General features: G+C 45.1%; 24 protein-coding genes, 1 pseudogene and 1 riboswitch. Of the genes and pseudogenes, 16 read left to right on the top strand and 9 right to left on the bottom strand.

Annotation, left to right across the window (positions count from 1 at the left end; genetic code table 11):
* Positions 1-70 precede the first annotated feature (70 nt).
* Positions 71-1,579, top strand: coding sequence for a recombinase family protein (locus tag C1712_RS08115; protein WP_102268353.1), 1,509 nt, complete (start codon positions 71-73; stop codon positions 1,577-1,579).
* 31 nt (positions 1,580-1,610) lie between these two features.
* Here the strand turns inward: C1712_RS08115 and C1712_RS08110 are convergent, their stop codons facing one another.
* The gene (locus C1712_RS08110; RefSeq protein WP_102268352.1) at positions 1,611-2,204 is read right to left on the bottom strand and encodes a DUF5011/hyalin repeat domain-containing protein; all 594 of its coding nucleotides are present in this window, start codon (positions 2,202-2,204) and stop codon (positions 1,611-1,613) included.
* Positions 2,205-2,366: 162 nt separating this feature from the next.
* Between C1712_RS08110 and C1712_RS08105 the strand changes: the two genes are divergently transcribed.
* The 7 genes from C1712_RS08105 (at position 2,367) to C1712_RS08075 (ending at position 9,276) form a co-directional block, all read left to right on the top strand.
* Positions 2,367-2,819, top strand: coding sequence for a LytTR family DNA-binding domain-containing protein (locus C1712_RS08105; RefSeq protein ID WP_102268350.1), 453 nt, complete (start codon positions 2,367-2,369; stop codon positions 2,817-2,819).
* 5 nt (positions 2,820-2,824) lie between these two features.
* Positions 2,825-3,517, top strand: coding sequence for a LiaF transmembrane domain-containing protein (locus tag C1712_RS08100; protein WP_102268348.1), 693 nt, complete (start codon positions 2,825-2,827; stop codon positions 3,515-3,517).
* A gap of 164 nt (positions 3,518-3,681) precedes the next feature.
* Positions 3,682-3,769, top strand: a riboswitch (SAM riboswitch).
* A gap of 69 nt (positions 3,770-3,838) precedes the next feature.
* Positions 3,839-4,948 carry a methionine adenosyltransferase gene (metK, locus tag C1712_RS08095; protein WP_102268346.1) on the top strand — a complete coding sequence of 370 codons (1,110 nt, stop codon included), beginning with the start codon at positions 3,839-3,841 and terminating at the stop codon, positions 4,946-4,948.
* A gap of 151 nt (positions 4,949-5,099) precedes the next feature.
* A complete protein-coding gene (locus C1712_RS08090) occupies positions 5,100-6,059 on the top strand; it encodes a glycosylasparaginase (protein ID WP_102268344.1) in 960 nt (319 codons plus the stop codon).
* A gap of 9 nt (positions 6,060-6,068) precedes the next feature.
* Positions 6,069-7,193: a Sapep family Mn(2+)-dependent dipeptidase gene (locus C1712_RS08085; RefSeq protein ID WP_102268342.1), complete on the top strand. Its 1,125-nt coding sequence runs from the start codon at positions 6,069-6,071 to the stop codon at positions 7,191-7,193.
* Complete coding sequence (locus C1712_RS08080) at positions 7,183-7,926, top strand: copper homeostasis protein CutC (protein ID WP_102268340.1); 744 nt, start codon at positions 7,183-7,185, stop codon at positions 7,924-7,926. The genes C1712_RS08085 and C1712_RS08080 overlap by 11 nt, the downstream gene beginning before the upstream one ends.
* A gap of 156 nt (positions 7,927-8,082) precedes the next feature.
* Complete coding sequence (locus tag C1712_RS08075) at positions 8,083-9,276, top strand: coenzyme F420-0:L-glutamate ligase (RefSeq protein WP_102268338.1); 1,194 nt, start codon at positions 8,083-8,085, stop codon at positions 9,274-9,276.
* A gap of 103 nt (positions 9,277-9,379) precedes the next feature.
* Here C1712_RS08075 and C1712_RS08070 read toward each other — a convergent pair whose 3' ends face one another.
* Together C1712_RS08070 and C1712_RS08065 are read right to left on the bottom strand one after the other, a co-directional pair.
* Positions 9,380-10,270, bottom strand: a complete 891-nt coding sequence (locus C1712_RS08070) for an RluA family pseudouridine synthase (RefSeq protein ID WP_180963099.1) — start codon at positions 10,268-10,270, stop codon at positions 9,380-9,382.
* Positions 10,271-10,349: 79 nt separating this feature from the next.
* Positions 10,350-10,817, bottom strand: coding sequence for a pyridoxamine 5'-phosphate oxidase family protein (locus tag C1712_RS08065; RefSeq protein ID WP_102268334.1), 468 nt, complete (start codon positions 10,815-10,817; stop codon positions 10,350-10,352).
* A 114-nt stretch (positions 10,818-10,931) separates the two neighbouring features.
* On the opposite strand from C1712_RS08065, the gene C1712_RS08060 reads away from it, so the two are divergent.
* From C1712_RS08060 to C1712_RS08035, 6 genes are all read left to right on the top strand, one after another.
* A complete protein-coding gene (locus tag C1712_RS08060) occupies positions 10,932-11,669 on the top strand; it encodes a LytR/AlgR family response regulator transcription factor (RefSeq protein ID WP_102268332.1) in 738 nt (245 codons plus the stop codon).
* Between the two features lie 607 nt (positions 11,670-12,276).
* The gene (locus tag C1712_RS12705) at positions 12,277-12,438 is read left to right on the top strand and encodes a hypothetical protein (protein WP_180963098.1); all 162 of its coding nucleotides are present in this window, start codon (positions 12,277-12,279) and stop codon (positions 12,436-12,438) included.
* 195 nt (positions 12,439-12,633) lie between these two features.
* The gene (gene rsmG / locus C1712_RS08050) at positions 12,634-13,338 is read left to right on the top strand and encodes a 16S rRNA (guanine(527)-N(7))-methyltransferase RsmG (protein ID WP_102268328.1); all 705 of its coding nucleotides are present in this window, start codon (positions 12,634-12,636) and stop codon (positions 13,336-13,338) included.
* 16 nt (positions 13,339-13,354) lie between these two features.
* On the top strand, positions 13,355-14,116 hold the full coding sequence (locus C1712_RS08045; RefSeq protein WP_102268326.1) for a ParB/RepB/Spo0J family partition protein: 762 nt from the start codon (positions 13,355-13,357) through the stop codon (positions 14,114-14,116).
* 20 nt (positions 14,117-14,136) lie between these two features.
* Entirely contained in the window at positions 14,137-14,910 is a 774-nt protein-coding gene (locus tag C1712_RS08040; protein ID WP_102268324.1) for a ParA family protein, read from the top strand.
* A gap of 15 nt (positions 14,911-14,925) precedes the next feature.
* Positions 14,926-15,810 (top strand): ParB/RepB/Spo0J family partition protein, encoded by an 885-nt coding sequence (locus tag C1712_RS08035; RefSeq protein ID WP_102268322.1) that lies wholly within the window; start codon positions 14,926-14,928, stop codon positions 15,808-15,810.
* A gap of 116 nt (positions 15,811-15,926) precedes the next feature.
* Here the strand turns inward: C1712_RS08035 and C1712_RS08030 are convergent, their stop codons facing one another.
* From C1712_RS08030 to C1712_RS08010, 5 genes and pseudogenes are all read right to left on the bottom strand, one after another.
* A complete protein-coding gene (locus C1712_RS08030) occupies positions 15,927-17,213 on the bottom strand; it encodes a cation:proton antiporter (RefSeq protein ID WP_102268320.1) in 1,287 nt (428 codons plus the stop codon).
* Positions 17,214-17,332: 119 nt separating this feature from the next.
* Complete coding sequence (locus C1712_RS08025) at positions 17,333-18,559, bottom strand: serine hydroxymethyltransferase (RefSeq protein WP_102269819.1); 1,227 nt, start codon at positions 18,557-18,559, stop codon at positions 17,333-17,335.
* A gap of 203 nt (positions 18,560-18,762) precedes the next feature.
* Positions 18,763-19,209: a ribose 5-phosphate isomerase B gene (gene rpiB, locus C1712_RS08020; protein WP_102269817.1), complete on the bottom strand. Its 447-nt coding sequence runs from the start codon at positions 19,207-19,209 to the stop codon at positions 18,763-18,765.
* 27 nt (positions 19,210-19,236) lie between these two features.
* A pseudogene (locus C1712_RS08015) lies at positions 19,237-19,827 on the bottom strand (L-threonylcarbamoyladenylate synthase); the annotation flags it as partial.
* A 112-nt stretch (positions 19,828-19,939) separates the two neighbouring features.
* Positions 19,940-20,419 carry a hypothetical protein gene (locus tag C1712_RS08010; RefSeq protein WP_102268318.1) on the bottom strand — a complete coding sequence of 160 codons (480 nt, stop codon included), beginning with the start codon at positions 20,417-20,419 and terminating at the stop codon, positions 19,940-19,942.
* Positions 20,420-20,566: 147 nt separating this feature from the next.
* Here C1712_RS08010 and C1712_RS08005 point away from each other — a divergent pair, with 147 nt between their 5' ends.
* The gene (locus C1712_RS08005) at positions 20,567-21,961 is read left to right on the top strand and encodes an NAD(P)/FAD-dependent oxidoreductase (protein WP_102268316.1); all 1,395 of its coding nucleotides are present in this window, start codon (positions 20,567-20,569) and stop codon (positions 21,959-21,961) included.
* A gap of 93 nt (positions 21,962-22,054) precedes the next feature.
* Here C1712_RS08005 and C1712_RS08000 read toward each other — a convergent pair whose 3' ends face one another.
* Entirely contained in the window at positions 22,055-22,924 is an 870-nt protein-coding gene (locus C1712_RS08000) for an HAD family hydrolase (protein ID WP_178200769.1), read from the bottom strand.
* Between the two features lie 120 nt (positions 22,925-23,044).
* Between C1712_RS08000 and C1712_RS07995 the strand changes: the two genes are divergently transcribed.
* Positions 23,045-23,662, top strand: coding sequence for a cytidylate kinase-like family protein (locus C1712_RS07995; protein ID WP_102268312.1), 618 nt, complete (start codon positions 23,045-23,047; stop codon positions 23,660-23,662).
* Positions 23,663-23,717: the final 55 nt, after the last annotated feature.

Raw genomic sequence — 23,717 nt, 5'->3', positions numbered from 1 at the left:
CCGGGGCTGCTGATAGTATAATATAGTTGTAAGGTTGGTAGCTCCATTCCAACAAGGAAAGGAGCCCAATATGGAATTTATCAGAGAAGATTGCATTTATGCGAGACAGTCAGTAGACCGTAAGGACAGTATCAGCATTGAAAGTCAGATTGACTTCTGCAAGTATGAATTGAAAGGTGGGAGCTGCCGGGTATTTAAGGACAAAGGCTATTCCGGCAAGAATACCGACAGGCCGGAGTTTCAAAAGCTGCTGGGCGAGATCCGCAAGGGAAAGGTTCGGCGGGTCATCGTGTACAAGCTGGACCGGATAAGCCGCTCTATTCTGGACTTTGCAAATATGATGGAGCTGTTTCAAGAGTACGATGTAGAGTTTGTATCATCCACGGAAAAGTTTGATACCTCGACCCCGATGGGACGGGCTATGCTGAATATCTGCATTGTATTCGCCCAGCTTGAACGTGAGACAATCCAGAAGCGCGTCACGGACGCCTACTATTCCCGGTGCCTGAAAGGCTTTCACATGAGCGGGCAGGCTCCATACGGCTATCAGTTGGAGCCCACCGTGGTAGAGGGTATCCGTACAAAAAAGATGGTTGCCGACCCCGTAGCCGCCGACCATGTACGGCTGATGTTTGAGATGTACGCCGAGCCGGAAACCTCTTTCGGAGACATTACCCGCTACTTTGAAGAACAGGGTATCAAGATTTACGAAAAGTCAATGGTTCGGAGTTTCCTTTCCCAGCTTTTACGGAACCCTGTTTACGCACAGGCCGACTTGGAACTGTACGAGTTTTTCAAGAGCCAGGGCGCAGCGATTGTCAATGACGCTTCCGATTTTGCCGGAACAAACGGCTGTTATCTCTATCAGGGGCGGGATGTGAAGGAGGACAAGGACAGGTGCCTAAAAGACCAGATACTTGTTATCGCTCCCCATGAAGCATTGATCCCCTCGGACACATGGCTGAAATGCCGGAAAAAGCTCATGGCAAATACCACCTTCCAGCAGGGGCGGAAACCGAAAAACACTTGGCTGGCCGGAAAAATCAAATGCGGGCATTGTGGGTATGCGCTGAAAGCCACCCATGTACCAAACAGCACAGGCTATTTCCGCTGCACCAAACGGACGGAAAACAAAGGTTGTCCGGGCTGCGGGAAAATCCGCAAAGAAGAATTTGAGCAATTTATTTTCTCGGCCATGCAAGAGAAGTTCAAAGATTTTCAGATACTCCACGGCAAAGAGGAAAAGGTCAATCCGAAGCTGACAGCCTATCAAGTAGAGCTGGCACAGGTGGAGGCAGAAATTGAAAAACTGCTGGACACGCTGACCGGAGCCAATGCGACCTTGCTTGCCTACGCCAACAAGAAAATCGAAGAACTGGACACCTGCAGTCAGACCATTTCAAAAGTCATAGCCGATTTGAGCGTCGAAACCATATCGCCCCAGCAGATAAAGAAACTGTCCTATTATCTTGACAACTGGGAGAGCATAGATTTTGACGACAAAAGAAAAGCCGCCGATGGCTTGATTTCTACAATCAAGGCCACCAGCGACCATGTTCAGATAGAGTGGAAAATCTGACATTTCCGCTCTATCGCCCCTCATTTCTATTTTATCTCGTTTGTACCCCTTGTACACCGATGCTTTCTTTGACCGTTATATGAATCAGGATTTCCGCACGGTTCCCGGAAGAATCATGAACCGATACGGTATGTTCCTGTTCCCCTGCCTGCGATGTGTCGATTTCTTCCATGTGCAGTTGATCGCTGAGATCTCCGTCATACGCGTCATAGGCGCTGATATACAGATCGTGAATGCCAAAGGCTTCTCCCTGTGTGATCGTATATTGTATTTCGCCGCTGAGCTTCGGTGCAGTGGTATCCACCACTTTTACTTTTACCGAAAAGACAGCGTCTTCGTCTTTGACCCTGTAGGAAATGTGATACGTTTTTAATTCCGTAAAGGCTGGTTCTTCATAAAAGATTTCATAGACGTCATTTCCTTTTTTTGCTTCCAGCTGCAATGCCTCTGGTGAAAGGTCCAGCGCTTCGCCGTATTCATGCGTCAGGATAAGCTGTTCTTTTACTTTTCCCTTGATCGTAAAGCGAAGCGGTTTTTCTTTTCGGTTCAGGAAGACGATCAGCAAAATGATGATCATAATGAAAAAAGCAACGGCAGTGATTCGTATGATTCTGTTTCCCTTCATGATAAGATCCCCTTTCTCATGACCGCTCCTGTATCCCCTTTCTTTATGCTTTCATTTTATCACAAAATCATGACGTTTTGGTTAGGAAAATGAACCTCTTGGGCAATCGCTCTTTACGCCTAAACAAAACTGTGGTTTACTATGGGCAAGGAGATGAGCGACGTGAAAATCAGTATTGCACTAGAAGAACAACTGGAAGAAATCGAAGTCCATATTCGCGCTGCACGCATCTCTGAAGAACTGCGGCAGATCGAACGCGCCCTTGCGGAAATCGCACATGGCACAAGCAAGCTCGTATTTTATAAAAAAGAAACGGAATATTACCTGTCGCTTACAGACATCTTGTTTTTTGAAACAGATGCCAAAACGGTGTATGCGCATACCGCTAAAGATATTTATGAAACCAAGTATCGCCTGTATGAACTGGAAACGCTGCTCCCTGCTTATTTTATGCGGGTATCAAAATCGACGATCTTAAATTGCAGGGAGATCTATTCGATCACAAAGTCGATCAGTGCGTCCAGCTTAGTGGAATTTAAGAACTGTCATAAACAAGTATATGTTTCAAGAAATTATTATAAAACGCTGAAAATGCGGTTAGAAGAAATGAGGTAGATCATATGAGAAAACAGAGAATCTTTTGGGGCTTGTTCTTTATTGCGATTGCGGCGGTGATGATTGCCAATCAGTTGGGTATGCTGGGCGGATTCAGTATGATGCAGCTCGTACTTGGCATGTTGTTTGCGGCAATGCTTGTAAAAAGCGCGCTTTATCGAAGCATCAGCGGTGTGCTGTTTGCGGCGGCTTGTTTAGGAAGTGTGTTTGCGGAAGAACTGGGAATCGGTGCATGGGCGCCATGGACGCTGTTAAGCATAGCGCTGTTTCTCAGTATCGGGTTTCACTTTCTCTTGCAGCCGAAAAAAAAGTACGTGGATCATGGACAGGCGCATTCTTTCAGTAAAAGCGTCGAGCACGTGAGCGATGATGAATTAAGCTTTCATACTTCCTTTGGCGAAAGTATCAAATATGTCAATTCCAATGCCTTAGAGAAAGCCTATTTGACTTGTTCTTTCGGCAGCATGAAGGTGCATTTTGAAAATGCCGGCATTCAGGAGGAAGCCTATCTCTATATGGATGTGGATTTTTGCGGAGTGGATTTGTATGTACCGAAGAACTGGCAGGTCGTAAACCGCATGCACACTTCCTTTGGCGGGATCAATGAGAAAAATCACAATGCGGCAGATGGGAATGCACCGCGTTTGATCCTAAGCGGGAATCTCAGTTTTGCGGGTATTACGATCACTTATATTTAGGAAAACAGTCATGTTTTGTTCATAGACAAGGCATGGCTTTTTTCTTATAGAAAGAAAGGGTGAATGAAGGCGGGAATAAAAAAGTACATGTTACGATTGATTTACCGGAAAGGGTAAAAATAGACAGTTGCTTTTTTTTATTTTCTATGCTTTAATATAGAAGCCTATTATCAAGAGTCGGAGTAGAGAGTCAGCTCGATGATCCCGCGCCAACCTGTATCTACAAGGTGGTAAAGCTGACAGCGATAAGAGAAACAGTTAAATGACACTACTGTCTTCTTATCGGAAGGCAGTTTTTATTTGAAAGAAAGGACGAGGAGCATGAGAGATTATTTATTTACATCAGAAAGCATTACGGAAGGACATCCAGATAAGATCTGTGATCAGATTGCGGACAGTATCTTAGATGAAGCGCTGCGGCAGGATCCTAACAGCAAAATGGCGGTCGAAGCGACGATCAAAGACGATTTTGTCTTAATTTACGGAGAAGCGAATACAAGCGCGAAGATCGACTATGAACAGATCGCCAAAGATACGATCAAGAAGATCGGGTATGAAGAAACATATGAAGTGATGGTAAAGGTAAACAAACAGTCTTCGGAGATCAACCACGCGGTAACGGCGCAGGAAAACGAAGGAGAGATCGGTGCGGGAGATCAGGGCATCATGTTTGGCTTTGCCTGCGCAGAAAGTGATGAATACATGCCGGCGCCGATTTATTACGCGCATAAATTGGCACGCCAGTTGGCAAAAGTGCGAAAGAGCGATCCACATTCTATTTTAGGACCGGATGGCAAGACACAGGTTTCGGTGGAATATGAGGATGATCACATCAAACGCATTGATACGATCGTGGTATCGACCCAGCATAAAAAAGAAGCGACGCAGGAAGAAATCAGAGAGCTGATCATGAAGGAAGTCATTGCACCATGTATTGAACCGGAGCTGATCGATGCCTCTACCAAGTTTTTGATCAATCCAAGCGGCAGCTTTGTCGTAGGCGGCAGCTTCGGCGATTCCGGTACGACGGGAAGAAAGATCGTATGTGATACTTATGGCGGAATGGGCAGGATCGGCGGCGGATGTTTCTCATCAAAGGACCCGACGAAAGTAGACAGAAGCGCTGCGTATTATTGCCGCTATGTCGCGAAGAATATCGTTGCGCACGGTTTGGCGCATAAATGTGAGATCGAGGTTGCCTATGCGATCGGAAAAAGTAAACCGGTATCCTTGATGGTAGAAACCTTTGGCACCGGTACGAAGAGCGATGAAGAGATCTTAGCGATCATCAAGCGGAATTTTAACTTTGAAGTAGGCAATATTTTGAAGGAACTGGATCTAAGAAAACCAATCTATGCAAAGACGAGCTGTTATGGACATTTCGGTGATCCACAGTTTACATGGGAAAAGATCATTGATCTGAAATATTAAAAAGGACGGGCAAAGGGCACGTGTTTACAAAGAGGAAGAACTGCTTTGATCTTTGGAAAACAAACGGCCGCTTTTGTCCTTTTTTCTTTGAATGCAAAAGTAATCTGAAGTATAATAAAAACCGAAAAGGAATATAGAAAGGATGATGGAAATGTGGGGCATGATTGCAACATGGAGAATGGCATTAGAAGGTGTCAGCGAGGCGGCAGAGCTGCTGGAAAAGGAAGGGAACGCATCTGATGCGATCGTACGGGCAATCTGTGCGGTAGAGGATTTTGAGTATTATAAAAGTGTTGGATACGGCGGCTTGCCGAATGAAGAAATGGAAGTAGAGCTGGATGCGGGCTATATGGATGGCGATACGTTTGATATCGGGTGTGTCGGCGCGATCAAAGATTATGCCAATCCGATCTTGATTGCCCGGGCATTGTCAAAAGAACGTGTCAATAATTTCTTGGTCGGTGCAGGCGCGGAGAAATATGCGCACCGCCATGGCTTTGTCCGTAAAAATATGCTGAGTGAACGAGCGAAAATTCATTATCATAATCGAATCGTCGAGAACCGCGATCAGGAATTGAAGCCTTATGCAGGCCATGATACGGTGGGAATGGTCTGTCTGGATACACAGGGGCATATGACTGCCGCAACTTCAACGAGCGGACTGTTTATGAAGCATGCCGGCAGAGTGGGGGATTCTCCTGTCTTAGGCGCAGGGTTTTATGTGGATTCACAGGTTGGCGGAGCCAGTGCGACCGGCTTTGGCGAAGATGTGATGAAAGGCTGTGTTTCTTATGAGATCGTGCGGTTGATGAAGGAAGGCATGCATCCGCAAAAGGCCTGTGATCAGGCGGTGCAGACATTTGATCGGGAACTGCGCAGACGACGTGGGAAAGCAGGCGATATGTCGCTGATTGCCATGAATCAAAAAGGCGAATGGGGCGTATCGACCAATATCGACAATTTTTCTTTTGTCGTAGCCGGCGAAAAACAAAAACCGACGGTCTATCTGGCAAAAAAAGATGAAGCGGGCAATTCTTATTTTGAGGAAGCGGATGAAGCGTGGATGGAAGAATATATGCGGGTGCGTACTGCGCCGCTTGCTTATAAATAGAGGTGCCGCATGGAAGAAATGCTCATACAAAAGATCGCGCGCAATGCGGATGACATGATCGAATCGATCAAAGCGATCGTACGGATCCCCAGTGTGAAAAGTGAACCGCTGCCGCAGATGCCTTATGGAAAAGCGATTCATGAAGCGCTTTCGGCAGTGCTTGCTTTGGCGCAGGAGATGGGCTTTGAAACAGAAAATGTGGATGGCCACATGGGAATCGTAAAATATGGAGAAGGAAAAGATTATATCGGTATCATCGGACATTTAGATGTCGTTGAAGCGGGTGATGGATGGAAACATGCGCCATTTGGTGCAGAAGAAGAAAAGGGACGGATCTATGGCAGAGGCATATTGGATAACAAAGGCGCGATCCTCAGCTGTTTATATGCTTTATATGCGATCAAGCAGCTGCATATAACGCTGCAGCACCCGATCTGGATCTTATTCGGTACTGACGAGGAAAGCGGATTTCATGATCTGCAATACTATTTAAGGAAACATCAGCCGCCGATCATGGGATTTACACCGGACTGTAAATATCCGGTCGTTTATGGAGAAAGAGGACGCTGTACTTTACAAGTAAGCGCCGATCCTGTGCATTATGATGCCTTTTGCACATTTGTAAATGCTTATCTGCAACAGGATAACGGCATGGGAAAATGCTTTGATTTAGAGATCGAAGATCAAGAGTTTGGTAAAATGCAATTAAGCAGAGGCAAGCTGCATAGGGAAGGGGAAAAGCTGTGCGTTGCTTTTACCTTTGCCTATCCATTTGGGATCGATGCGGAAACGATCATGCGTCAGGTGCGTTCATTTCTGCCCGATGGTTTAATGATGCAGTGTCTGATAAACTGGGAGCCGGTACGCTTTGCGAAAGATGGTTTTTTATGTCGAACGCTCCAATCGGCTTATGAAAAGATCACCGGTACGGATGGAACGCCGGTTACGACAAGCGGTGGTACTTATGCGAAGCTCATGCCGCACATCGTGCCGTTTGGGCCGAGTTTCCCGGGACAGAAAGGCATTGCCCATCTGCCGGATGAATGGATGGATAAAGAAGATCTGATCAAAAACGCCATGATCTACGGAATCAGCATGTTGCGTTTAGGAAGTGAGGGAACCTATGAAGAATAAACTGGAAGTATGCTGCGGCAGTTACCAAGACGCTTTGGCGGCACAGGCCGGCGGAGCGGATCGAATTGAATTGAACACTGCGCTGCATTTGGGCGGTCTGACACCGAGCATCGTTATTTTAGAAGCGGTAAAAAAAGCGGTGTCGATTCCTGTCGTCTGCATGGTAAGAGAGCGCGGCGCCGGATTTTGCTATGATGAAACAGAATGTGAACTGCTGTATTTACAGGCAGAAGCACTGTTGCAGGCGGGGGCAGATGGCATTGCGTTTGGCTTCCTGCATGCAGATCATAAAATTGATCGCGCTCATACGAAGAAGATGGTCGAACTGATCCATGCGCATCAAAAAGAGGCGGTCTTTCATCGTGCCTTTGACTGTGTAAAGGATGGAGAAGCGAGCATCCGATGTCTGATCGAATTAGGTGTCGATCGTGTTTTGACCAGTGGATTGAGCCGCAGTGTAACAGAAGGAATGGATCGGTTAATGATGTTACAAAAGCGATATGGCGATCAGATCGAAATATTGGCCGGCTGTGGAGTGAATGAGGGAAATGTAGAATTACTATTGACACAGGGCATAAAACAGGTGCACAGCAGCTGTAAAACATGGATCAAGGATCCTACGACCATACAAGGCGATGTTTCTTATGCGTATGCGCAGGGAGAACAGGCGGAATGTTATGATGCCGTGGATCAAAGGAAAGTAGCGAAACTGGCAGAGCTGGTGCATCGTTAGAAATGCATTGAAACAATTTACATCATTATTGAAAATGTTTTTGAAAACAGCATGTAAAAACTGATGGAAAGCATAAAAAATAACTTTACAGATAGTAGGTCTGCGAGTATAATAATTACGGTATTTATTGAAAATACAAGACAGGAGAGTTGAACTATGGAAAGAAAAATCGGTACTGTATCCAGAGGTGTCCGCTGCCCGATCATTCGTGAAGGCGACGCACTGGCTGATATTGTGGTAACTTCTGTATTGGAAGCGGCACAATCAGAAGGGTTTGAATTGCGTGATCGTGATATTGTCGCGGTAACAGAATCTGTTGTGGCAAGATCACAGGGCAATTATGCAAGCGTTGCGGCAATCGCCAAAGATGTAGAACAAAAATTCGGAAAAGATGCGACGATCGGTGTGATCTTCCCGATCCTGAGCCGTAATCGTTTTGCGATCTGTCTCAAAGGCATTGCGGCGGGCGTAAAAAAAGTCGTGCTGATGTTAAGCTATCCATCTGATGAAGTAGGAAATGAGCTGGTAAGCTTTGATCAGTTAGATGAACACGGCATCAATCCATACAGCGATGTGCTGACACTGGAAACTTATCGTAAATTATTCGGTGAAAACAAACATCCATTTACCGGAATCGACTATGTAGCCTACTATTCCTCGGTAATCGAAGAAGCAGGCGCGGAAGTGGAAGTGGTGTTTGCCAATGATCCGAAAGCGATCCTGCAATATACAAAAAATGTGCTGACTTGCGATATTCATACGCGTGCCCGCACAAAACGTCTGTTAAAAGCAGCCGGAGCGGAAAAAGTATTCGGCATGGACGATATCATGAATGCTTCTATTGAAGGCAGTGGCTACAATGAAAAATATGGTCTGCTCGGTTCTAACAAAGCGACAGAAGATACGGTTAAACTGTTCCCGAAAGAATGCCAGGATTTCGTTTTGGATATTCAGAAACAACTGTTGGATAAGACCGGCAAACATGTAGAAGTAATGGTATATGGCGACGGCGCCTTCAAAGATCCGATCGGAAAGATCTGGGAATTAGCCGATCCGGTTGTCAGTCCTGCTTATACAGAAGGCCTGGAAGGTACACCGAATGAATTGAAATTAAAATATCTCGCGGACAATGACTTTGCGGAACTAAGCGGAGAAGCATTGCAGAAAGCGATCAAAGAAAGTATCCAGAAGAAAGACAATGACTTAAAGGGCAATATGGCTTCACAGGGTACGACACCGCGTAAGCTGACGGACTTGATCGGTTCATTATGCGACTTAACAAGCGGCAGCGGTGATAAAGGAACACCGATTATTTTGATTCAAGGCTATTTCGACAACTTTACTAACTAAGCGACGATTATTAAAAAATAAGATCCTCTTAACAGATACTGTTTCAAGTCAGTGCAGGTTAAGGGGATTTTTCTATTGGAAAGAAGTGATGCAGCCAGAGGAATCATCGTATAGAGGAAACGAGCAGTTTTTGGAAAGACGCGTCATAAGGCGCACTGATCGAAATGCGCTCGTTTGTGAAAGGCTGATAAAAAACGATTTGGCAAGCATGCAGGCATAAGCGCGGATAAGGCTTACCATCATAAAGAACATCGCCGATCAGCGGATGATGGATGGCTTTCATATGAACTCTGATCTGGTGCATCCTGCCGGTTTTGATCGTTACCGCAAGCAATGCATGATCGCAAAACTGTTTGACAACGCTATAATGAGTAGACGCCGCTTTCCCGTTTTCATGGATGATCATTTTTCTCGGTTCGGCAGGGTCGTTCATCATCGGAAAGGAAATAACATCATTTTGTTTTTCCATCACGCCTTCTACGATCGCATAATAGGTCTTTTGACTTTGTTGAGAATTACGCTGTTCCGTCAGTTTTTGTGCTGCGATACGGTTTTTCGCAAGTAAGATGATGCCGGAAGTTTCTTTGTCCAACCTGCCGACACAGTGCAAACGCACGGTTTCCCCTTTCTTTGCGCAATAGCCGCTTGCCTGTATGAGCAAAGTATCATGGTAGTGGGCATGGATCGGATGCACTACACTTCCGCATGGCTTGTTCAGCACAAGCAAATCCTCGTCCTCATAAAGAACAGTCAAAGGATAGAGGGGATCACTCAGCGGCAGGGGCGGTCGATCGCTTTCCAATTTTATTTCGATCAGATCACCTTTCTGAAGCAGATGACTGACATAAACACGCTGATGATTCACCATCAAAGCATCAGGTTGAAATTTCAGACGGCTGATCTGTCTGTTTGTTAATTGTAAGTGTTCCCGCATCCATTTCTTTAAGGGGATTTCCTCATCTGTATGCACAATATGCCGATAGTATCTGCTCATATAAACTCCTTTTTGTTTTATTATAGCATATTGCAGAGAAGGCATAAAAAAACCATCTCAACTGAGATGGCATTTTGCTTTAATAATCGACATTGCGCTTTCCGCTGATGCTTTCGATGGTGATCTTGCCGATGGCGACCGCATTGATATACATGTCGATCACGCTTGGACGTTTGGCTAATTCTCCGGCTGCCAGTCGTTCACAAAGCCTGCCTAAGAGAACACGCATTTCCTGTTCATCTTCGATGAATGATACTGTACCGCTGATCAGTGCACTTTCATAATGTGTAATGAAACGATCGGGAATGATCTGTGTTTGGGCAACAGCGACAAAAGACACCTGCGGATGCAAGTGCAGGGCACGGTATTTCTTACCTGTTTTTGAGCAGTGAAAATAGAGTGCATGCGCGCCTTTGTCAAGGAAGTAATTGATCGGTACACCATAAGGGTTTCCCTCTTCATCGATCATCGACAAATAGCCATGATCACACTTGTCTAAGATTTCGATCGCTTCCTGCTTTGAGATCATTCGTTTTGGCTTTAACATAGCAGCACCTCCTTCGTTATCTCTGATTCTATTATTAGATAGATGTGAGAAAAAAACAATAACAATTTACAAAATCATGAAAATGCGGAGAATATACAATCAAAAACCGAAGAAATGGGAGGAAAACGCTTCTTTTATGAGAAAGAATGCTATAATGTGGATAGGACGGTGATCGGTATGCGCATTGCGGTCGTTGCGGAAGCAGAAAAAGCAAAAGACATGATTTTTACACTGGGAGTACAGTTGGAGGATACCGCATTTTCTTTTCGCTGGTTTGCGAAATTGGCGCAGTATGCCAAGGCGGCGCAGGCCTTGCCTTATGATGTGCTGATCTTATCGGAAAAAATGGATCTCCCGCGTTTTCGGGATACATTATTTACAAAAGCATCGATTGTTTTATTTGTGGACAGCGCGTCTTACCAAAGCCGAAAATATAATCAGACAACTTTTCTCTATCTGCATGATTTTCAAAAAGAATTGCCTTTTTGTCTGCATTTGCTGAAACAGTGTGCAAAAGGGAAGCAATATTATCTGATCCATACGCAAGGGGCGAGCATGCAGATCCGTTTACGGGATATTTACTATGTGGAAAAGCAGGAAAAATATTTGCTTTATCATACGAAATACGGGATTTTTCAAGAGCGCGGCACTTTGAAGGAAAAAGAAGCAAAGTGGCAGGAAGATGGCTTTGTGCGGGTACATCATGCGTTTTTATTGAATTTGCGCAGTGTGAAAGCGGTGCGTGGAGATGAGGTGGAGCTGATCAATCAGGAAAGCATCCCGATTTCTCGCAGCAAAAAGCATCGTTTTTATGAAACATTGCAAACATTTCAACCCGATGATGCAAGTTAAGGACATAAAACAACAAGTTATGCCAAAGCACTTTACAGAATAGCAAAATTTTCTATAATAAAGGTGTAAAGAAAAAGCACGGAAAGGTGTGAGAACATGGGTGATCGATTTTAGCAAAACCATTATGATTCTGTAAGAAAGACATGACTTGTAGAGCATGTACGGGCATACAGGGAAAAGAGAATAACAATCATAATTGTGTTTTGCGAATATAGGAAAATACGGCAGGAAGGCCGGAATTGAAAGATGCCTGCGGAAATGTAGGTGAAAGATGCATGAGGCAGCAGGAAAGGGAACAGCGATGGACCCGTCTTAGAAAAAGATCTTCCGAAAGTTTAACGCGAAATCAATATGACTACGACCCGATCAGTGAGAATAGAACGGGAACAAGCATGAGCGAGAATCATATTCTGTCTGAAGCATAAAGAAAAAGAGGAAAGGAAAGAAACCTAAAAGAATTGGAAAAAAGTGATGCAGGACAGAGTATGTAAAAGATAGATGGAACGTTAGAGAATGGATTATGCGTAAAGTAATAGTAAGATACGGAAAGGAAAAAGTATTTGAAATGAAAGGACGCATAAGTAAAGAAAACTGAATACAACTACTGTTGGAAAATAAATGGAAAAGCGGCACCGAAGAAGGCGTGCCGCTTTGTGCAGTTTGTCTATCTTTATGGTTTGATGAACAAAAGGAGGGAAGCGCAGTGTTTGATGAAGAGCAGGGTGTGTGCATCATCGAAAATGAAAGAGAATGCTCTTATTTTGTATAGCAGGTTTTTCTATGAAAAGCCTGTTTTTCAATCTGTTTGGTCTTATGACGATCGCATTTATTTCCCGGGTGATAAGTAAAGGCTGAGATGAAGAAACAAGCAGCGCCAGCATGCGCTTCTTTCTTTTCGCACGATCTTTCATGAATATTGTGTTTCGTTTACATGGCGAATTTGGTATAATAAAGAAACGGAGGGATGCTTGTGACACCGGAAGAACTGCAAGAAATACTGCAACAAAACGGCATCGCCGTAACAAAAGAACAAATGTCTCAGTTTGCTTTGTATGCGTCCATGCTGCAGGAATGGAACCAGCGTATGAACCTGACGGCAATTCGTGAAACAGCGGAAATTTATGAGAAGCATTTTTTAGATTGTGCGCTGCCTGCCTTTGAGAGAAAGATCAGCGGATCACTTTGCGATGTAGGAGCAGGCGCGGGTTTTCCTTCCTTGCCGTTAAAGATCCTTTTGCCGGATCTACGGGTAACGATCATTGAACCGATCGGCAAACGCTGTCAATTTTTGCGGGCATTAACAGAAGCACTGGGATTAAGCGATGTTGTGATCGTAAATGCAAGAGCGGAGGATTATGCGAAAGAACATCGAGAAACATTTGATTTCGTAACAGCGCGTGCAGTCGCAAATCTGCGGGTGCTGAGCGAACTTTGCATTCCGCTTGTCAAAATAGGCGGTGTTTTTCTGGCGATGAAAGGATCTGCCGGAATAGAAGAAGCGAAAGAAGCGCAGAGAGCGATTGCTTTGCTTGGCTGTGCAGCGGAAGCACAGGATGTGCGGCGGCTGGGAACAGATTCTCTGCGCTGTAATTTGATCTATCGCAAGGAAAAGCCGACGCCGAAACAATATCCTCGCAATTATGCAATGATAAAGAAGAAGCCGCTTTAATAGGAGAGAATGATATATGAGAGAAACAAAAATGATCGATATGGAACTGATTGCACCTAATCCCTATCAGCCGCGCATAGAATTTCAGGATGAAGCGCTGATGGATCTGGCGCAGTCGATTCGCGAAAACGGCTTGATTCAGCCGGTTACCCTTAGGGCAATGCCGGATGGCACCTATCAGATCGTTGCCGGAGAACGCAGATTTCGGGCAATGAAATTACTGGGGCAGCTGGAGATTCCGGCAGTCGTAATGGATGCCGATGAATTGCAGATGGCGGAAATGGCGCTGGTAGAGAATATTCAGCGAGAAAATTTAAGCGCGATCGAAGAAGCAAAAGCATATGTTGATTTAATGGCATATGCGAATTTGACCCAGTCGCAGTTAGCGCTGAAGATGGGGAAAAGCCAGCCGTCGATCGCCAATAAACTGCGTTTGCTGAACTTATGTGATGAGGTGCAGCAGGCAGTCAGTGAAAAAAAGATCAGTGAGCGTCATGCCAGGGCATTGCTCGGAAGCGATCCCGCACAGCAGAAAAAATATTTGCATGCGATCGTGAAAAAGGGATTGACCGTGGCGCAGGTCGAAAAGATGATTCATGAGAAAAAAGCGCCAAAAGCGAAGAAAGCGAAATTAAAGGCAGTGAGCCGCAATATCAGGATCGCCTTAAATACGGTGCATCAGGCAGTTGCCATGATCCAGAAAGCAGGAACGGCAGTTGCATTAAAAGAGCAGGAAAATGATGATGAGGTCATCATTACATTGACTTTTAAGAAATAAACAGATAGGAAGTGTGAGAAATGTCAAAAATCATTGCCGTATCGAATCAAAAAGGCGGCGTAGGGAAAACGACCACTGCAATCAATCTTGCGGTTGGCTTAGGATATTTAGGAAAAAAAGTGCTGTTAGTGGATTTTGACCCACAAGGCAATGCAACGCAGGGCGTTGGGGCAAATACCAAGGAAGGAGCACTCAGTGTTTATGAACTGATCATGGAGGATTATCATGCCCGGGATGTGATCCGCAAGCTGTCATCTCCGCCCATCGACATCATTCCTGCCAATATCTCTTTGGCCGGTGCCGATTTGCAGATGGTAAAATTCGAAACCGGAAAGGAACAGCTGTTAAAAAATAAATTAGAGGAAGTGCGCGATGCTTATGATTTTATCATCATCGACTGTCCGCCTTCCTTGGGACTTTTGAATACCAACGCTTTGACTGCCGCAGATTCGGTCATGATCCCGGTGCAGTGTGAATATTATGCGTTGGAAGGTGTAACCCAGCTGCTTTTGACGATTCGTTTGGTGCAGCAGTTATTTAATAAGCATTTGATGATCGAGGGCGTGTTATTGACGATGTATGATGCGCGTACCAAGCTAAGTGTAGAGGTGCAGCAGGAAGTGCGCAAGCATTTTAAGGATAAAGTGTATAAGAGTTATATTCCCAGAAATATCAAACTGTCAGAAGCGCCGTCTCGCGGCATGTCGATCTTTGAGTATGATGTGCGCTGTGAGGGAGCGAAAGCATATGCCGGTCTGGCGGCAGAAGTGGTAAAGGCCAACAGGAAGAAATAAACAGGAGGCGAACAGATGGCAAGGACAAAAAAAGATAACAGCCGGTTAGGACAGGGATTGTCCGCAATCTTCGGTGAAGATATTGAAAGTGTGCTGGATGATATTCAGCAGGGCGTGAATGAAGACCATGGATCGGGAAAGATCGAGATTGCGGTGGAAGAAATCAAGCCGAATCCTTATCAGCCAAGAAAACAGTTCGACGATACAAAGATCAATGAATTGGCAGATTCGATTCGCCTGCATGGGGTCTTTACACCGATTTTAGTAAAAAAGGCAGTGAAGGGTTATGAGCTGGTAACCGGAGAAAGACGTTTGCGGGCAAGCAAACTGGCCGGACTTGCGACGATTCCGGCAATCATTGTTGAATTTGACGATCAACAGATGATGGAGATCGCATTGTTAGAGAATATCCAGCGAGAAGATCTGAATGCGATAGAAGAGGCAAACGCCTATGATAAGCTGATCACAAAACTGCACTATACACAGGAAGAACTGGCAAAGCGCATCGGAAAATCGAGAACGCATGTGACCAATATGTTGCGGTTAAGAAAATTGCCGGATCAAGTTGCACAGTATGTAATCTCTAATGAGCTGAGCATGGGACATGTAAGGGCGCTGCTAGGCTTGTGTGAAGAGGATATGATCTTAGTGGCACAAAAAGCGATTCATGATAAAATGTCAGTCCGCGGGGTAGAGGCATTGGTAAAGAAAATGAATACGCCGAAAAAACACGTGGAAGCAAAAGTACAGGATCCGCAATACCGTATCTTACAGGATCGTTTACAGGAAAAATTTCAAACGCAGGTAAAGCTGGATGAAAAGCAGATCGTGATCCGCTATCACGGTACGGACGACTTAAACCGTTTATTGGAAATCCTAGGGTGCTTAGAGGAAGAATAGTTAGAACAGATGGAGCATGACAAGAGCAGTGCTCCTTTTTTGGTGGGAAACGGAATAAAAAAACAGCAATCCGACAGGCTGCGATTGCTGTTACTAAAATCATTTGTTTGGCTGGATCAGTTGTTTTCTGTCTGTTCGTTTTTCTGCATATTATGATGCTGGCGAAGCAGCGCCTGTGAAGCACGTTCGAAATCGCGTACCTCTTCGTAACGATTCAGCAACTCACTGTGTTCGTAAGTGATAGAATCATACTTAGAACTATATACGATCTTCAATAAGATCGGTGTAATGATCGTCGTAACCACGACCATTAAAATGACCGGCGCAATGTACTGTTCATCCATCATGCCTAAAGAAATACCCTTCATAGCAACGATCAAAGCGACTTCACCACGTGAGATCATACCGACACCGATCCGCATTGCCCGAGGAGTCGGACATCCGCACATCTTGGCGCCCAGTCCACAGCCAAGTACTTTGGTCAAAATAGCTACGATTACCAGAATCAGCGTAAAGGAAATGATCTCCCAGTTCATTGCCGGTAATACGACCTTCAAACCGATGCTCGCAAAAAACAATGGACTTAATAGCATATAAGACAATGTATTGACACGGGATGACACATAGGTCGCCTTCGTCGTATTAGAGATCACAAGTCCCGCAAAGAAAGCGCCGGTGATATCCGCAACCCCGAAAAACTCTTCTGCCACAAAAGAATAAAGCAAGCAGAAAGCAAAAGAGAAGACCGCAAAACGACGCAAATCACGATCATGACGCTTCATCCAGATCGCAAATCCTTTATGCAGCAGCATGCCGAGGATCCCGCTTAAAGCAAAGAAAGCAATGATCTTGATCGCCATCATCATGATATTTACATTTGGATCGGCAAAGCTGGTAATTACAGTCAAAAGGATAATTCCTAAAATATCATCGATCAGTGCCGCTCCTAATATAATATTGCCGCTTCTTGTCGATAAACGGCCCATTTCTTTTAATGTTTCAACTGAGATGCTGACCGAAGTCGCTGTCAGGATCACCCCGATAAAGACATTTTTCAAAACATCGGTCGTACCGATTCCATAAAGATCAGCAACGATAAAGCCGCCGATGAAAGGGATGATGACACCCATTAACGCAACGATGAAAGAATTTTTTCCCGATCGTTTCAATTCATTGATATCAGTTTCTAAACCGGCATCAAACATTAACACGATAACGCCTAATTCCGCCACTTGGGTAATAAATTCCGTTTCCTTCAAGATCCCGAAACCTGCCGGGCCTAAGATCAGTCCCGCCAGCAATGCACCAACCACTTGAGGGAGTTTTACCCGCCTCGTCAGCATGCCTAATAATTTTGTAGCTGCTAAAATGATTGCCACATCAAACATAAATCCATATTCCATTTTTGACAACTCCTTTTTTAGACCTTAATCAGTATAGTCCTGTTTTATCATAAAAGCAAATGAAATTTTTAATGATAACGCATTCATCAAATAGTTATATTTTTCACAAAAGAAAGCCCCTACAAAAGAGGGGCAATCGGATATTTGGCGGTCAATGTCAAGACTTCTTGTTTGATGCGCTGCTTGTTTGGTACAGAAGGATCTTTTAATAAAGAAGCGATCCATTTCCCGATCTGCATAAACTCGTTTTCCTTTAAGCCGCGTGTTGTCATTGCGGCACTGCCTAAGCGGATACCGCTGGTCGTAAACGGTTTTTCTTCATCAAAAGGAATACTGTTTTTATTACAGGTGATCGATACTTCATCTAATAGCTTTTCCGCTTCTTTCCCGCTCATGCCGATAGAGCTTTTCACATCTACCAGTACGACGTGATTATCACTGCCGCCGCTTACCAAGCGAAAACCCTCTTGCTTCAAAACATCGCACAGCGCCTGCATATTGGCGAGTACCTGCTTTTGATAAGCGATGAATGTCGGCTGCATCGCTTCATAAAGGCATACGGCCTTTCCGGCGATGACGTGCATCAAAGGACCGCCCTGCATGCCGGGGAACACTTTTTTATCGATCAGGCTCGCATACTCTTTTTTACATAAGATCATACCGCCGCGGGTACCGCGCAATGTTTTATGCGTGGTCGTCGTTACAAAATCCGCATAGGGAATCGGCGAAGGATGCAGCCCGGCCGCAACTAATCCGGCAATGTGCGCCATATCCACCATGAGGTAAGCGCCGACTTCATCAGCGATGGCACGGAATTTTTGAAAGTCGATGATACGGGAATAAGCGCTGGCACCCGCCACGATGAGCTTTGGCTTCTCTTGCAGGGCTACGGTGCGCACCTCCTCATAATCGATCATTTCATCCTCTTTGCGTACGCCATAAGATACAAAACGGTAGATAGAACCGCTGAAATTTAAGGGATGTCCATGTGTTAAATGTCCACCGGCCGCAAGGTCCATCCCCAGTACCGTATCGCCCGGCTCTAATACAGCCATATAAACGCCCATGTTGGCCTGTGAACCGCTGTGTGGCTGTACGTTGGCATGTTCGGCATGAAATAGCTTCATCGCCCGCTGTCTTGCGATTTCCTCTACTTCATCGACATACACACAGCCGCCGTAATAGCGTTTTCCCGGATAACCTTCCGCATATTTATTGGTAAGTATGCTGCCAACGGCTTCTCTGACTTCATCTGATACATAGTTTTCCGATGCGATCAGCTCAATATGGTCTTTTTGTCGCTTGGCTTCTTTTTCAATCGCTGCTGCTATTTCTCTGTCTTTCATCATGTGATCCTTTCCTGCATATCTGCATGTTCTTGTCTGCTTCTATTATACAGGAAGATCGCTGATTGTGGAAAAACAATGCTTGAAATACGCAGTTCTCCATTTACATACAGAGCAAGTGTTTTCCTAAAGACAGAGGAGCGCGCATCAGAAAACCTCTTTCCTTAAAGTGAGGATGAAAGAAAAGAGGTCGTTCAGAGGAGCTAGTCTGCTTGTTCCAGCCGTGCTAACTTCGCAATTCTTTTTTTATGCCGCTCTCCCTGAGAAAAAGGAGTTGTCAGCCATGTCTTTACAATGTCGCGCATGACTTCCTCGCCGATGACACGCTGTCCCATTGCCAAGATATTGCTGTCATTGTGTTCGCGGGTCAAACGAGCGCTGAAGGATTCACTGCAAAGCGCACAGCGAATGCCCTTGATCTTATTGGCGGCGATGCTGGCGCCGATCCCGGTACCGCAAAGTACGATGCCGCGATCACATTCTCCCTTTGCCACCGCTTGGGCAGCTTTGGCGATATAATCCGGATAATCACAGCTCTCATGACTATATGTGCCGAAATCAACGACTTCATAGCCTTCCTGCGGCAGTTCTTTTTTCAAGATCTCTTTATATTCCAAGGCGCCATGATCACATGCCAGTGCAATTCTCATTTTTCTTTTCTCTCCGATCACCGCTTCGATCTGTTCTTCGCTCACCGCTCCGCAGCGAAGAATCTGCCACTCGGTTTTTGTAACATCCAAAATGGTGGAAGCCGCAGACGCACCGCTTGCACCCATTACGATTCCGTCGATCCTGCCATCTAACTGTCCCAGCGCTTCAATGCCGGTCGTAGCAGCCGGTTGATCGGATAAATTGGCGCTGGTTACCAACATCGGTTTTCCCACTTGTTTCAGCAGCTCCAGTACAAAAGGATCATCCGGGATACGCACGGCAATCGTATCCATGCCATTGCTTATATAAGCGGGAGCAGAAGGCTGCTTTGGCAAGATCAAGGTGAAAGCGCCCGGCATGAACGCGTCTATGAGTTTCTTGCTTCTTTCATCGACGATGGCGACTTCCTCTATTTGTGCGCTGCTTGCCGCCATTGTCGGAATCGGCTTTGTTTCAGGTCGTCCCTTGGCGGTCTTTAAGCGCTGCAGCGCTGCTTCATCATCGTAAACAACGCCCAATCCATATACCGTATCCGTAGGGAATGCGATCACTTTTCCTTTTTTTAATTCATTTGCCACAAGTTCTATTTCCGTTTTCAGATAGCGTATCGTATCCATGCTTCATCGATCCTTTCTAATTTCTATTGTTATTGTATCACAGGTTAGATTCTAAGCGTTAGCAAAATAAAAGAAAAGTCCGAGCACCCTCGGACCCTCACAAGGAGAAACATCATAGATCGAAGAATTCCGCCAGCAGGCTGCGCGGTTTTACTTCTTCGATACAATGCAAAGGTTTGGCAAGCGTACCGCTCAGGAATTCTCCCTTGCCATCGCCAATCTGAATGTTGAGACGATTGTGCTTCCAAGTAACATGCGCATGCTCATCAACACGCTCAAATACCGACAGGTGAGAGCGAATCATGGCTTTTTCGCTGTCCGCGTCCAGTCCTTCACATAGTTCCAGATACAGTTGATTGACAGTTTCTTTTACTTCATAGAGGTTATCGCTGCTGCTGTCAAAGTAAATACGGTAAGCAATTTCATTGTTGTCATGGGAAGATACGCGGATGCAGGCACTGCAGAATAAAATGCCTAACAGGGCAATCAAAAGCAAGGGTTTGCGCTTATTTGACCGCGGTGATGCCGCAAAGGTCTTTTCTACATATGCCTCATACTGTATTTGTTCTTGTTCTGTCATCGTCTGTTTCATTCATGCCACTTCCTTTGTATTAGTAGCATTGCCGCTGCTTGTGATTTTATACAAGGAATATGGAAAAAATAAGAAAAAGCAGTTCATAAAATAACTGCCGGTTTTTTAGGAAGTATGATAAAATAGATGAGGAAATGAGGTTTGATTATGAAATATGATGTTTTGATTATCGGTGCTGGACCGGGCGGTATTTTCTCAGCCTATGAGCTGTTGAAACAGGATCCGGCATTAAAGATCGCGGTACTGGAAGCAGGGAATCCGCTTGAGAAACGCCATTGTCCCATCGACAACAAAAAGATCAAGCGCTGTATCGGCTGTTCTACCTGTGCGATCATGAACGGTTTTGGCGGTGCCGGTGCTTTTTCAGATGGGAAGTACAATATTACCAACCAGTTCGGCGGAACGCTTTATGAACACATCGGCAGAGAAGAAGCGCTGTCTTTGATGCGTTATGTCGATGCTTTGAATTTACAATTCGGCGGAGAAGGAACAAAGCTGTATTCGACCGCTAATTCCAGATTAAAGAAGATCTGTCTGCAAAATGACTTGCATCTGCTTGATGCGCAGGTGCGCCACTTGGGAACCGATGTCAATTACATCGTATTGCAGAATCTGTACGCACATTTATCCGAGCATGTGGATTTTTATTTCCGCTGCTATGCCAAACAGATTGAAAAAACGAAAGACGGTTATCGTGTCATTGCCGGCGAGGAATGCTTTGACGCACCGTACTGCATCGTATCGACAGGCAGAAGCGGCAGCAAGTGGATGGAAAGCATCTGTTCTGCATTGGGAATCCATACCAAATCCAACCGAGTAGACATCGGTGTACGGGTGGAACTGCCGGCGGAAGTGTTTTCACATTTGACCGATGAACTTTATGAGAGCAAGCTGGTGTATCGCACGAAGAAATTTCAAGATAATGTCAGAACATTCTGCATGAATCCAAGAGGAGTCGTGGTCAGTGAAAATACGAATGGCATCGTAACGGTAAACGGGCATAGTTATGAGGATCCATCACGTTATACGGAAAATACGAATTTTGCCCTGCTTGTCAGCAATCACTTTTCCGAACCGTTTAAGGACAGTAATGAATATGGGGAAAGCATTGCGCGCTTATCCAATATGTTAGGAGGCGGCGTGATCGTACAGCGATTCGGTGATCTGATCCGTGGACAGCGTTCTACGGAAAGCCGTATTCGTTCCAGTTTCTTAAAGCCGACACTTTCCGCTACACCGGGCGATCTGTCGCTGGTCATTCCGAAACGTCAGATGGATGACATCATCGAAATGATCTATGCGCTGGACAAAGTGGCGCCGGGTACCGCCAGCGATGAAACGCTGTTATATGGAGTAGAAGTGAAATTCTATAATTTGGAAGTGGAAATCGACGAGAACTTAGAAACCAAACACAAAGGACTATATGTGATCGGTGATTGCAGCGGGGTTACACATTCGCTGTCCCATGCTTCCGCCAGTGGGGTATATGTCGCAAGACATCTTGTGCAGACAAGAAAAGAGAAAAACGAGCAAAAGCATTAAAACAATAAAACCGCAGATCTCGAAAAAGGGGAAGTGCGGTTTTTTCAATTGATTGATTAGAAAGGGAAATCGACGTATCTGCCGATGTAGTCATTATAGGTTCATCTTTTTCAAATAATGGATCACACCGTCCTCATCGCAAGTATCCTCAGTGATATGATTGGCTTGTGCTCTGATATAGCGAGAAGCATTTTTCATCGTAACACCGTGTCCTGCTGCTTCTAACAGCAGTAAATCGTTGCCGTTGTCGCCAAAAGCGATGACCTGTTTCATCTCATAGCCGTATTTTTGACAAATGTATTCCACTGCGTGTCGCTTTGATACATCACTTTTCGTAATTTCGCTTACAAAGGGATTTTCGTAAAAGAATTGATAAGTCCTGCCATAGCGGCGATGAATTGCCGTTTCTAACGCTACGATATGTTTCGGCTTATGAGAGAGAAAGCATAATTTTTGAAAGGAATGCTCGAAGTGCGGTTCTTCCTTTAAGATCTGCATCTGCTCATAGCGGTCAATGCCATGACCGATCTTCGGGTGCAGCTTGCGAAACAGTGGAAACAAATGCTTGGCGATGCGCATGATCCTGCGGATACTGCCGGTCTGTATGAAATAGTAGCCGTCCTCATCATAGAGATAAGTACAGCAGTGCTTGCTTTTGGCAAAACGGATCAGTTCTTCACTTTCCTTTGCACTGATGGGGGTAAAACGATGATAGCTGTTATCTTTTTTATCATAGATCTCAAAGCCGTTGCAGGCGATGATGATGCCATGGTGTTCTTCGATCTGTAAAGCCTTGGCAACCGGTTCGATTTCATGGATAAAGCGTCCACTGGCAATGACCAAGAGATAGCCTTTTTCCTGTAAACGAATCATTTCCTGAATCGTGGCGGCAGAGAGCTGTTTTTTACTGTCTACTAAAGTATTGTCCAAATCGCATACGATCATGCGGTAAATTTCGTGCATGAAGATCATCCTTTCACATAGGATTATTGTAACGGATAAATGTGGTGCTTGCAAGTAAAGAAGATTGATGTTTTTGCTTTGAAAGGGTATAATGAAAATAGCAAGACGGGAGGTGTCTTTATGAACAAAAAGTATTTGATTACCATCAGCAGACAATATGGCAGCGGGGGCAGAGAGGTCGGCAAAAGACTGGCAGAACTGCTGGGCGTTCCTTTCTATGACAAGGAACTGATCGAAATGGCAGCGGCGGAAAGCGGCATTGACAAAGAACTGTTTGAAACCGAAGGAGAACGGACGAGCAAAGGCTTTAATTTCTTAGGTGTCATCGGTTATACGCTGGGCAGTCCGGTTGCCGGGTTGAGTGAAATGACGTTGAATGATAGAATGTTTTTGGTACAGAGTCAAGTCATTCAGCAGATTGCGGCAGCAGGCTCTGCGGTCATTGTCGGAAGATGTGCGGATTATGTGCTGCGGGAAGATCCATATTGCATCAATGTATTTATTCACTCTAATTTAGAAAGCAGAAAACGCCGTGCGATTGAAGAATATGGCGTTGATCGCGAAGATGCGGAAGATATTTTGATCAAGACGGATAAACGCCGTGCCAACTACTATAATTATTATACCGACCGAAAATGGGGCAAGGCAGAGAATTATCATATTGCGATCGACAGCAGTCGTTTTGAACTAGAGGAAATTGCGGAAATGATCGCACAGCTGGTAAAATCAAAACAGTAAGCACAGGCTGTGCAAATAGAAAAGAAAGCGGATCTTTACGCCTATTGATTAGGCG

It is taken from the genome of Massilicoli timonensis (assembly GCF_900199515.1).
GTDB classification, from domain to species: Bacteria; Bacillota_I; Bacilli_A; order Erysipelotrichales; family Erysipelotrichaceae; genus Massilicoli; species Massilicoli timonensis.
This window is presented reverse-complemented; position numbering and strand designations above follow the sequence as displayed.

Excerpts from the sequence above, each read along its gene's own strand:
- C1712_RS08005 (WP_102268316.1), top strand. The coding sequence starts at position 20,567 with ATGAAATATGATGTTTTGATTATCGGTGCTGGACCGGGCGGTATTTTC.
- C1712_RS08035 (WP_102268322.1), top strand. The coding sequence starts at position 14,926 with ATGGCAAGGACAAAAAAAGATAACAGCCGGTTAGGACAGGGATTGTCC.
- C1712_RS08080 (WP_102268340.1), top strand. The coding sequence starts at position 7,183 with ATGAAGAATAAACTGGAAGTATGCTGCGGCAGTTACCAAGACGCTTTG.
- C1712_RS08100 (WP_102268348.1), top strand. The coding sequence starts at position 2,825 with ATGAGAAAACAGAGAATCTTTTGGGGCTTGTTCTTTATTGCGATTGCG.
- C1712_RS08060 (WP_102268332.1), top strand. The coding sequence starts at position 10,932 with ATGGGAGGAAAACGCTTCTTTTATGAGAAAGAATGCTATAATGTGGAT.
- C1712_RS08025 (WP_102269819.1), bottom strand. The coding sequence starts at position 18,559 with ATGAAAGACAGAGAAATAGCAGCAGCGATTGAAAAAGAAGCCAAGCGA.
- C1712_RS08010 (WP_102268318.1), bottom strand. The coding sequence starts at position 20,419 with ATGAAACAGACGATGACAGAACAAGAACAAATACAGTATGAGGCATAT.
- C1712_RS08040 (WP_102268324.1), top strand. The coding sequence starts at position 14,137 with ATGTCAAAAATCATTGCCGTATCGAATCAAAAAGGCGGCGTAGGGAAA.
- C1712_RS07995 (WP_102268312.1), top strand. The coding sequence starts at position 23,045 with ATGAACAAAAAGTATTTGATTACCATCAGCAGACAATATGGCAGCGGG.
- C1712_RS08075 (WP_102268338.1), top strand. The coding sequence starts at position 8,083 with ATGGAAAGAAAAATCGGTACTGTATCCAGAGGTGTCCGCTGCCCGATC.
- C1712_RS08000 (WP_178200769.1), bottom strand. The coding sequence starts at position 22,924 with ATGCACGAAATTTACCGCATGATCGTATGCGATTTGGACAATACTTTA.
- C1712_RS08115 (WP_102268353.1), top strand. The coding sequence starts at position 71 with ATGGAATTTATCAGAGAAGATTGCATTTATGCGAGACAGTCAGTAGAC.
- C1712_RS08045 (WP_102268326.1), top strand. The coding sequence starts at position 13,355 with ATGAGAGAAACAAAAATGATCGATATGGAACTGATTGCACCTAATCCC.
- C1712_RS08030 (WP_102268320.1), bottom strand. The coding sequence starts at position 17,213 with ATGGAATATGGATTTATGTTTGATGTGGCAATCATTTTAGCAGCTACA.
- rsmG (WP_102268328.1), top strand. The coding sequence starts at position 12,634 with ATGCTTGTGACACCGGAAGAACTGCAAGAAATACTGCAACAAAACGGC.
- metK (WP_102268346.1), top strand. The coding sequence starts at position 3,839 with ATGAGAGATTATTTATTTACATCAGAAAGCATTACGGAAGGACATCCA.
- C1712_RS08070 (WP_180963099.1), bottom strand. The coding sequence starts at position 10,270 with ATGAGCAGATACTATCGGCATATTGTGCATACAGATGAGGAAATCCCC.
- rpiB (WP_102269817.1), bottom strand. The coding sequence starts at position 19,209 with ATGAGAATTGCACTGGCATGTGATCATGGCGCCTTGGAATATAAAGAG.
- C1712_RS08065 (WP_102268334.1), bottom strand. The coding sequence starts at position 10,817 with ATGTTAAAGCCAAAACGAATGATCTCAAAGCAGGAAGCGATCGAAATC.
- C1712_RS08110 (WP_102268352.1), bottom strand. The coding sequence starts at position 2,204 with ATGAAGGGAAACAGAATCATACGAATCACTGCCGTTGCTTTTTTCATT.
- C1712_RS08090 (WP_102268344.1), top strand. The coding sequence starts at position 5,100 with ATGTGGGGCATGATTGCAACATGGAGAATGGCATTAGAAGGTGTCAGC.
- C1712_RS08085 (WP_102268342.1), top strand. The coding sequence starts at position 6,069 with ATGGAAGAAATGCTCATACAAAAGATCGCGCGCAATGCGGATGACATG.